Annotated in this window: 2 protein-coding genes; both read left to right on the forward strand. The window is 61.3% G+C overall.

What is annotated here, in order from left to right; genetic code table 11:
• Positions 1-256 precede the first annotated feature (256 nt).
• A complete protein-coding gene (gene rpoB / locus RMO81_RS14965; RefSeq protein ID WP_310476727.1) occupies positions 257-4,414 on the forward strand; it encodes a DNA-directed RNA polymerase subunit beta in 4,158 nt (1,385 codons plus the stop codon).
• A gap of 65 nt (positions 4,415-4,479) precedes the next feature.
• The coding region (gene rpoC, locus RMO81_RS14970; protein WP_310476728.1) for a DNA-directed RNA polymerase subunit beta' at positions 4,480-8,489 on the forward strand (4,010 nt) is incomplete at its 3' end.

The raw sequence follows: 8,489 nt of genomic DNA on the forward strand, positions 1-8,489 counted from the left end.
CCCTCTTGCTCCAATCCAACAAAACGCCTATCTGCGCTTCATCACTGACCGGGATCTGATTCCCGGCCAGCCTGCTGCCTTTCGAGACACGGCCCGTAGCGCGATCGGGCCGCGACGAATGGAAGGGCAATCGCAGGTTCCATCGCCAGTGACCGTGCGACGTTCCGCAGCAGTGGAGCGACGTGCGGTTTTTGCTGTTTTTCCTGTCGGGCAACCGGCCGGAAGCGAGATTTTGACCAGAAGGCGACCGTAACACATGGCCACCCAGATGAAGCCGCCCCAGGGCGTGAAGCCGTTCAACAACCGCCGCCGCATCCGCAAGAACTTCGGCCATATCGGCGAAGTGGTGCAGATGCCGAACCTCATCGAGGTGCAGCGCGAAAGCTATGAGCAGTTCCTGCGTTCCAACCCGGCGGTGGGCTATGTTTCCGGCCTGGAAAAGACCCTGCGCAGCGTCTTCCCGATCCGCGATTTCGCCGGCACTGCCGAGCTGGATTTCGTGCATTATGAACTGGAAGAGCCGAAGTACGACACCGACGAGTGCCGCCAGCGCGGCATGACCTATGCAGCGCCGATGCGCGTCACGCTGCGCCTCATCGTGTTCGAAGTGGATCCCGATACCGAAACCCGCTCCGTGCTCGATATCAAGGAGCAGGATGTCTACATGGGCGACATGCCGCTCATGACTGGCAACGGCACCTTCATCATCAACGGCACCGAGCGCGTGATCGTTTCGCAGATGCACCGCTCGCCGGGCGTCTTCTTCGATCATGATCGCGGCAAGACGCACGCCAGCGGCAAATATCTGTTTGCTGCCCGCGTGATCCCTTATCGCGGTTCGTGGCTGGATCTGGAATTCGACGCCAAGGACATCGTGAACGTCCGCATCGACCGCAAGCGCAAGCTGCCGGTCACCACGCTGCTTTATGCGCTGGGCTGGCATTCGGAAGAAATCCTCAACCTGTTCTACAATCGCGTCACCTGGGTGCGCGGCCACGGTATGAACAAGGATGGCGGCCGCGGCGAAGCCGGCTGGATGGTGCCGTTCGTTGAAGCCAATTATCGCAATGCCAAGCCGACGTTCGACGTGGTCAACGCCGAAACCGGCGAAGTGGTGTTCCCGTCGGGCACCAAGATCACGCCGCGCATGGTGCGCAAGGCCACCACTGATGGCCTGACCAGCCTGCTGATCCCGACCGAGGAAATCTTCGGCCGTTATTCGGCGTTTGATCTGATCAACGAAGCCACCGGTGAAATCTACATCGAGGCTGGTGACGAACTGACCGCCGAGAATCTGGAAAAGATCGATCGGGTCGGCCAGAGCAGTATCGAACTGCTCGACATCGATCATGTGTCGGTGGGTCCGTGGATCCGCAACACGCTGATGGCCGACAAGGTGGAAGAGCGCGATCATGCGCTGTCTGAAATCTACCGCGTCATGCGCCCTGGCGAACCGCCAACGCGCGAAACCGCCGAAGCCATGTTCTATGGCCTGTTCTTCGATCCGGATCGCTATGATCTGTCGGCCGTGGGCCGCGTGAAGATGAACATGCGTCTGGCGCTGGATTGCCCGGATGATGTGACCGTGCTGCGCCGCGAGGATATCGCCTCGGTGGTGAAGACGCTGGTCGAACTGAAGGACGGCAAGGGCGAAATCGACGACATCGACAACCTCGGCAACCGCCGCGTGCGTTCGGTCGGCGAGCTGCTGGAAAACCAGTATCGCGTTGGCCTGCTGCGGATGGAGCGCGCCGTGAAGGAGCGCATGAGCAGCGTCGATATCGACACCGTCATGCCCAACGACCTGATCAACGCCAAGCCGGCGGTGGCTGCGGTGCGTGAATTCTTCGGTAGCTCGCAGCTGTCGCAGTTCATGGATCAGACCAACCCGCTGAGCGAAGTCACCCACAAGCGCCGCGTGTCGGCGCTTGGCCCGGGCGGTCTGACGCGTGAGCGCGCTGGCTTTGAAGTCCGCGACGTTCACCCGACGCACTATGGCCGTATCTGCCCGATCGAAACGCCGGAAGGCCCGAACATCGGTCTGATCAACAGCCTTGCCACCTTCAGCCGTGTCAACAAGTATGGCTTCATCGAAACGCCGTACCGCAAGGTGGATAACGGCAAGCTGACCGATGATGTGGTCTATCTTTCGGCCATGGAAGAAGCCCGCCACACCATCGCGCAGGCCAACGCCAGCATCGATGCCGGCGGTACCTATGTCGAGGAACTGATCTCTGCCCGTCAGGCCGGCGAGTTCCTGATGGCTCCGGCCAGCACCATCACGCTGGCCGACGTGTCGCCCAAGCAGCTGGTATCGGTTGCGGCGTCGCTGATTCCGTTCCTGGAAAACGATGACGCCAACCGCGCGCTCATGGGTTCCAACATGCAGCGTCAGGCTGTGCCGCTGGTGAAGGCCGAAAGCCCGTTCGTGGGCACCGGCATGGAAGGCACGGTTGCGCGCGATTCGGGCGCCGCCATCGCTGCCAAGCGCACCGGCATCGTTGACCAGGTGGATGCCACCCGCATCGTGATCCGCGCCACGCAGGACGTGGAGCCGGGCAAATCGGGCGTCGACATCTACACGTTGATGAAGTTCCAGCGTTCCAACCAGTCGACCTGCATCAACCAGCGTCCGCTGGTGACCGTGGGTGATCTGGTGCAGAAGGGCGACATCATCGCCGACGGCCCGTCCACCGAGGATGGTGAATTGGCGCTGGGCCGCAACGTGCTCGTCGCGTTCATGCCGTGGAATGGCTACAACTACGAAGATTCGATCCTGATCAACGAGAAGATCGTCAAGGAAGACATCTTCACCTCGATCCACATCGAAGAATTCGAAGTGATGGCCCGCGACACCAAGCTGGGCCCGGAAGACATCACTCGCGACATTCCCAACGTGGGTGAAGACGCGCTGGCCCGTCTCGACGAAGCCGGCATCGTCTACATCGGCGCCGAAGTGGAGCCGGGCGACATTCTGGTTGGCAAGATCACCCCCAAGGGTGAATCGCCGATGACGCCGGAAGAAAAGCTGCTGCGCGCCATCTTCGGTGAAAAGGCCAGCGATGTGCGTGACACCTCGCTGCGGCTGCCGCCGGGCGTTTCGGGCACCATCGTTGACGTGCGGATCTTCAACCGTCACGGCATCGACAAGGACGAACGCGCCCTGCAGATCGAGCGTGAGGAAATCGAGCGTCTCGACAAGGATGCCACCGACGAACGCGCCATTCTGGATCGCGCCACCTATGCCCGTCTGCGCACCGCGCTGCTGGGTCAGGAAGTGGTTGCCGCGCCCAAGGGCGTGAAGAAGGGTGCCGCCATCGACGAGGCCATGCTGGAAGAACAGCCGCGCCGCGAATGGTGGAAGTTCGGCGTGGCCGACGACACCACGCAGGCCGGTCTGGAAGCCCTGAAGGCGCAGTGGGATGAAGCCCACACCACGATCACCGCCCGCCTCGAAGACAAGAAGACCAAGGTGCAGTCTGGCGACGAACTGCCGCCTGGCGTGCTGAAGATGGTCAAGGTGTTTGTCGCGGTGAAGCGCAAGCTGCAGCCGGGTGACAAGATGGCCGGCCGTCACGGCAACAAGGGCGTCATTTCCCGCATCCTGCCGCAGGAAGACATGCCCTTCCTGGCCGATGGCACCCCGGTCGACATCGTGCTCAACCCGCTGGGCGTGCCCAGCCGCATGAACGTCGGCCAGATCTTTGAAACCCATCTGGGCTGGGCCGCGCGCGGCCTGGGCAAGAAGATCGCTGCCATGCTGGAGAATATCCACCAGACCATGGCTTCGGGGACGGCCAACGAGATCCGCGAACTGTTCAAGGCCATTTATGGACCGCAGTATCTCCTCGACATCGCCGATTACGACGATGCCGCGGTGATCGAACTGGCGCGCAATCTGGTTGGCGGTGTGCCGATGGCAACGCCGGTGTTCGATGGCGCCAAGGAAGCCGATGTTTCGCACATGCTGGAACTGGCCGGGCTGGAAACCTCTGGTCAGGTCGAGCTGTTCGACGGTCGTACCGGTGATGTTTTCGATCGCCGCGTGACCGTGGGCTATATCTACATGCTCAAGCTGCACCACCTGGTGGACGACAAGATCCACGCCCGTTCGATCGGTCCCTACAGCCTCGTTACCCAGCAGCCGCTGGGCGGCAAGGCCCAGTTTGGTGGGCAACGGTTTGGGGAAATGGAAGTGTGGGCGCTGCAGGCTTATGGCGCGGCGTACACCTTGCAGGAAATGCTCACCGTCAAGTCCGATGACGTGGTGGGCCGCACCAAGGTGTATGAAGCCATCGTCAAGGGTGACGACACGTTTGAAGCCGGCATCCCCGAAAGCTTCAACGTGCTGATCAAGGAAATGCGGTCGCTGGGCCTCAACGTCCAGCTGCAGAGCAACGAAAAGGCGGAATGAGGTTGCGCGCGGCCGGCTCCGACCGGCCCCGCTGCCGCCCAACGCCCCCTTACGGAGACTGAACCATGAACGACGTCACCAATTTCTTCTCGCCGGCCGCCAAGCCCGAGACGTTTGACCAGATCCAGATTGCCATCGCCAGCCCGGAACAAATCCGCAGCTGGTCGTTCGGCGAGATCAAGAAGCCGGAAACCATCAACTACCGGACCTTCAAGCCGGAACGTGATGGCCTGTTCTGCGCCCGCATCTTTGGCCCGATCAAGGATTACGAGTGCCTGTGCGGCAAGTACAAGCGCATGAAGTACAAGGGCATCGTCTGCGAAAAATGCGGCGTGGAAGTGACCGTTTCCAAGGTCCGCCGCGAGCGCATGGGCCATATCGAGCTGGCCGCGCCGGTTGCCCACATCTGGTTCCTGAAGTCGCTGCCGAGCCGTATCGGCATGCTGCTCGACATGCAGCTGAAGCAGCTGGAGCGCGTGCTCTATTTTGAACAGTACGTGGTGCTCGATCCGGGCATGACGCCGTTCAAGAAGTTCGATCTTCTCACCGAAGACGAGCTGATGACCGCCCAGGAAGAATATGGCGAAGACGCCTTCCAGGCTGGCATCGGTGCCGAAGCCATCCGCATCCTGCTGCAGGAACTCGATCTTGAAGGCGAGATGGAAGTGCTGCGCGAGGAACTGCGCACCACCAAGTCGGAACTGAAGCCGAAGAAGATCATCAAGCGGATGAAGATCGTCGAAAGCTTCATCAATTCGGGCAACAAGCCCGAATGGATGGTGCTGCAGGTGGTGCCGGTGATCCCGCCGGAGCTGCGCCCGCTGGTGCCGCTGGATGGTGGTCGTTTCGCGACGTCGGATCTCAACGATCTCTATCGCCGCGTCATCAACCGCAACAACCGTCTGAAGCGCCTGATCGAACTGCGCGCGCCTGACATCATCGTGCGCAACGAAAAGCGCATGCTGCAGGAAGCCGTTGACGCCCTGTTTGATAACGGCCGCCGTGGCCGCACCATCACTGGTGCCAACAAGCGTCCGCTCAAATCGCTGTCTGACATGCTCAAGGGCAAGCAGGGCCGCTTCCGCCAGAACCTGCTCGGCAAGCGCGTCGATTATTCGGGTCGTTCGGTGATCGTCACCGGCCCGGAACTCAAGCTGCACCAATGCGGCCTGCCCAAGAAGATGGCGCTCGAACTGTTCAAGCCGTTCATCTACTCGCGTCTGGATGCCAAGGGTCTTTCGATGACCCTGAAGCAGGCCAAGAAGTGGGTCGAAAAGGAGCGCAAGGAAGTCTGGGACATCCTCGACGAGGTGATCCGCGAACATCCGGTGCTGCTGAACCGCGCGCCAACGCTGCACCGCCTGGGCATTCAGGCATTCGAACCGGTGCTGATCGAAGGCAAGGCCATCCAACTGCACCCGCTGGTCTGCTCGGCCTTCAACGCCGATTTCGACGGTGACCAGATGGCCGTGCACGTTCCGCTGAGCCTTGAGGCCCAGTTGGAAGCGCGCGTGCTGATGATGTCGACCAACAACATCCTGTCGCCGGCCAACGGCAAGCCGATCATCGTGCCGTCGCAGGACATGGTGCTGGGGCTGTATTATCTGTCGATGGAATCCGAAAAGGAACCGGGCGAAGGCATGGCCTTTGGCACGATGTCGGAAGTGCACCAGGCGCTGTTCAACAAGAACGTGACGCTGCACACCAAGATCATCGCTCGCGTGCCGCAGACCGACGAAGCCGGCCAGCCCTATATGAAGCGCGTGAACACCACGCCGGGCCGCCTGCTGCTGGGCGAAACCTTGCCAAAAAGCCACAAGGTGCCGTTCGAAACCATCAACCGCCTGCTGACCAAGAAGGAGATCGGCGACGTCATCGACATCGTCTATCGCCACACCGGCCAGAAGGAGACGGTGCTGTTTGCCGATGCCATCATGGCGCTGGGCTTCCGCCACGCGTTCCAGGCCGGCATCAGCTTCGGCAAGGATGATATGGTGATCCCCGCCGCCAAGGCCGTGCTGGTCGACAAGACCAAGGCCGAGGTGAAGGACTTCGAGCAGCAGTATCAGGACGGTCTGATCACGCAGGGCGAGAAGTACAACAAGGTGGTTGACGCCTGGTCCAAGTGCGGCGACCTGGTTGCCGGCGAAATGATGAAGGAAATCAGCGCCAAAAAGAAGCGGCCGGATGGCCGTGAGGCGCAGATCAACTCCATCTACATGATGGCCCACTCCGGTGCCCGCGGTAGCCAAGCCCAGATGAAGCAGCTGGCCGGCATGCGCGGCCTGATGGCCAAGCCGTCGGGCGAGATCATCGAAACGCCGATCCTGTCGAACTTCAAGGAAGGCCTGACCGTGCTGGAGTATTTCAACTCCACCCACGGCGCCCGCAAGGGTCTGGCCGATACCGCGCTGAAGACCGCCAACTCGGGTTACCTGACCCGCCGCCTAGTCGACGTTTCGCAGGATTGCGTCGTCGTCGAGGAGGATTGCGGCACCACTCGCGGCATGGTGATGAAGGCCATCGTTGAAGGCGGCAACACCATCGTGTCGCTGGGTGAGCGTATCCTGGGCCGCACCGTGCTGGTTGACATTGTCGACGCCAAGACCGGTGAAGTCGTGGCAGCGGCCGGCGATCTGCTGACCGAATCCGACGTGACGCGCATCGAAAAGGCAGCTGTGGCGGAAGTGAAGATCCGCTCGCCGCTGCTGTGCGAAACCAAGGGCGGCGTGTGTTCGACCTGCTATGGCCGCGATCTGTCGCGCGGTACGCCGGTGAACATGGGCGAAGCCGTGGGCGTCATCGCGGCGCAGTCGATCGGTGAACCCGGCACGCAGCTGACCATGCGCACCTTCCACATCGGTGGTGCGGCGCAGGTGTCGGAACAGTCGACGCTGGATGCGCCGGTTGACGGCCTCATCGAGTTCCGTGGCATTGTCACCATCACCGACAGCCGTGGGCGCAACGTCTCGATGGCGCGCAACGGCGAATTGGTGCTGCGTGACAGCGAAGGCCGCGAACGCTCGCTGCACCGCATTCCTTATGGTGCGCTCATCACGCATCTTGAAGGTATCACGGTGCAGAAGGGCGATCGTCTGGCCGAGTGGGATCCGTACACCCTGCCGGTCATCACCGAAAAATCGGGCAAGGTGCGATACCAGGACCTGATCGAAGGCACGACCCTGAAGGAAGAAGTCGACGAAGCCACCGGCCTCGCCAACAAGGTCGTTACCGAGTGGAAGTCGAGCAACAAGAAGGATGATCTGCGTCCGCGCATCACCCTGCTCGATGATCAGTCCGGCGAAGCGGCGCGCTACATGCTCGCCACTGATGCCATTCTCTCGGTGGCCGACGGCCAGGATGTTTCGGCTGGTGACGTGCTGGCGCGCATTCCGCGTGAAGCCGCCAAGACCCGCGACATCACCGGCGGTCTGCCGCGCGTGGCCGAACTGTTCGAAGCCCGTATCCCCAAGGACAACGCAGTGATTGCGCGTGTCGATGGGCGTGTGGAATTCGGCAAGGATTACAAGACGAAGCGCCGCATCAACATCCGTCCGGAAGATGGTGGGGACGTCGCCGAGTATCTGGTGCCCAAGGGCAAGAACGTGGCCGTGCAGGAAGGCGATTTCGTGCGCCGTGGTGACTATCTGATCGATGGCAACCCCAACCCGCACGACATTCTGGAAGTGCTGGGTGTCGAGCCGCTGGCCGAATATCTCTGCGCCGAAATCCAGGAAGTCTATCGTTTGCAGGGCGTGCGCATCAACGACAAGCACATCGAAGTGATCGTGCGCCAGATGCTGCAGAAGGTGGAAATCACCGACAGCGGCGACACCACGTTGCTGGTGGGCGAACAGGTCGACCGCGAGGAAATGGACGAGGAGAACGCCAAGCTGGGTCAGGATGGTCGCGTGGCCGCTGGCAAGCCGGTGCTGCTCGGCATCACCAAGGCCTCGCTGCAGACCAAGTCGTTCGTTTCGGCGGCGTCGTTCCAGGAAACCACCCGCGTGCTCACCGAAGCCGCGGTGCAGGGCAAGATCGATACCCTGACCGGTCTCAAGGAAAACGTTATCGT

The sequence above is a fragment of the Sandarakinorhabdus sp. genome, assembly GCF_031422795.1.
In the GTDB taxonomy this organism is placed as follows: domain Bacteria; phylum Pseudomonadota; class Alphaproteobacteria; order Sphingomonadales; family Sphingomonadaceae; genus Sandarakinorhabdus.

Coding starts and splice junctions, on each gene's coding strand:
- rpoB (WP_310476727.1), top strand. CDS start 257: ATGGCCACCCAGATGAAGCCGCCCCAGGGCGTGAAGCCGTTCAACAAC.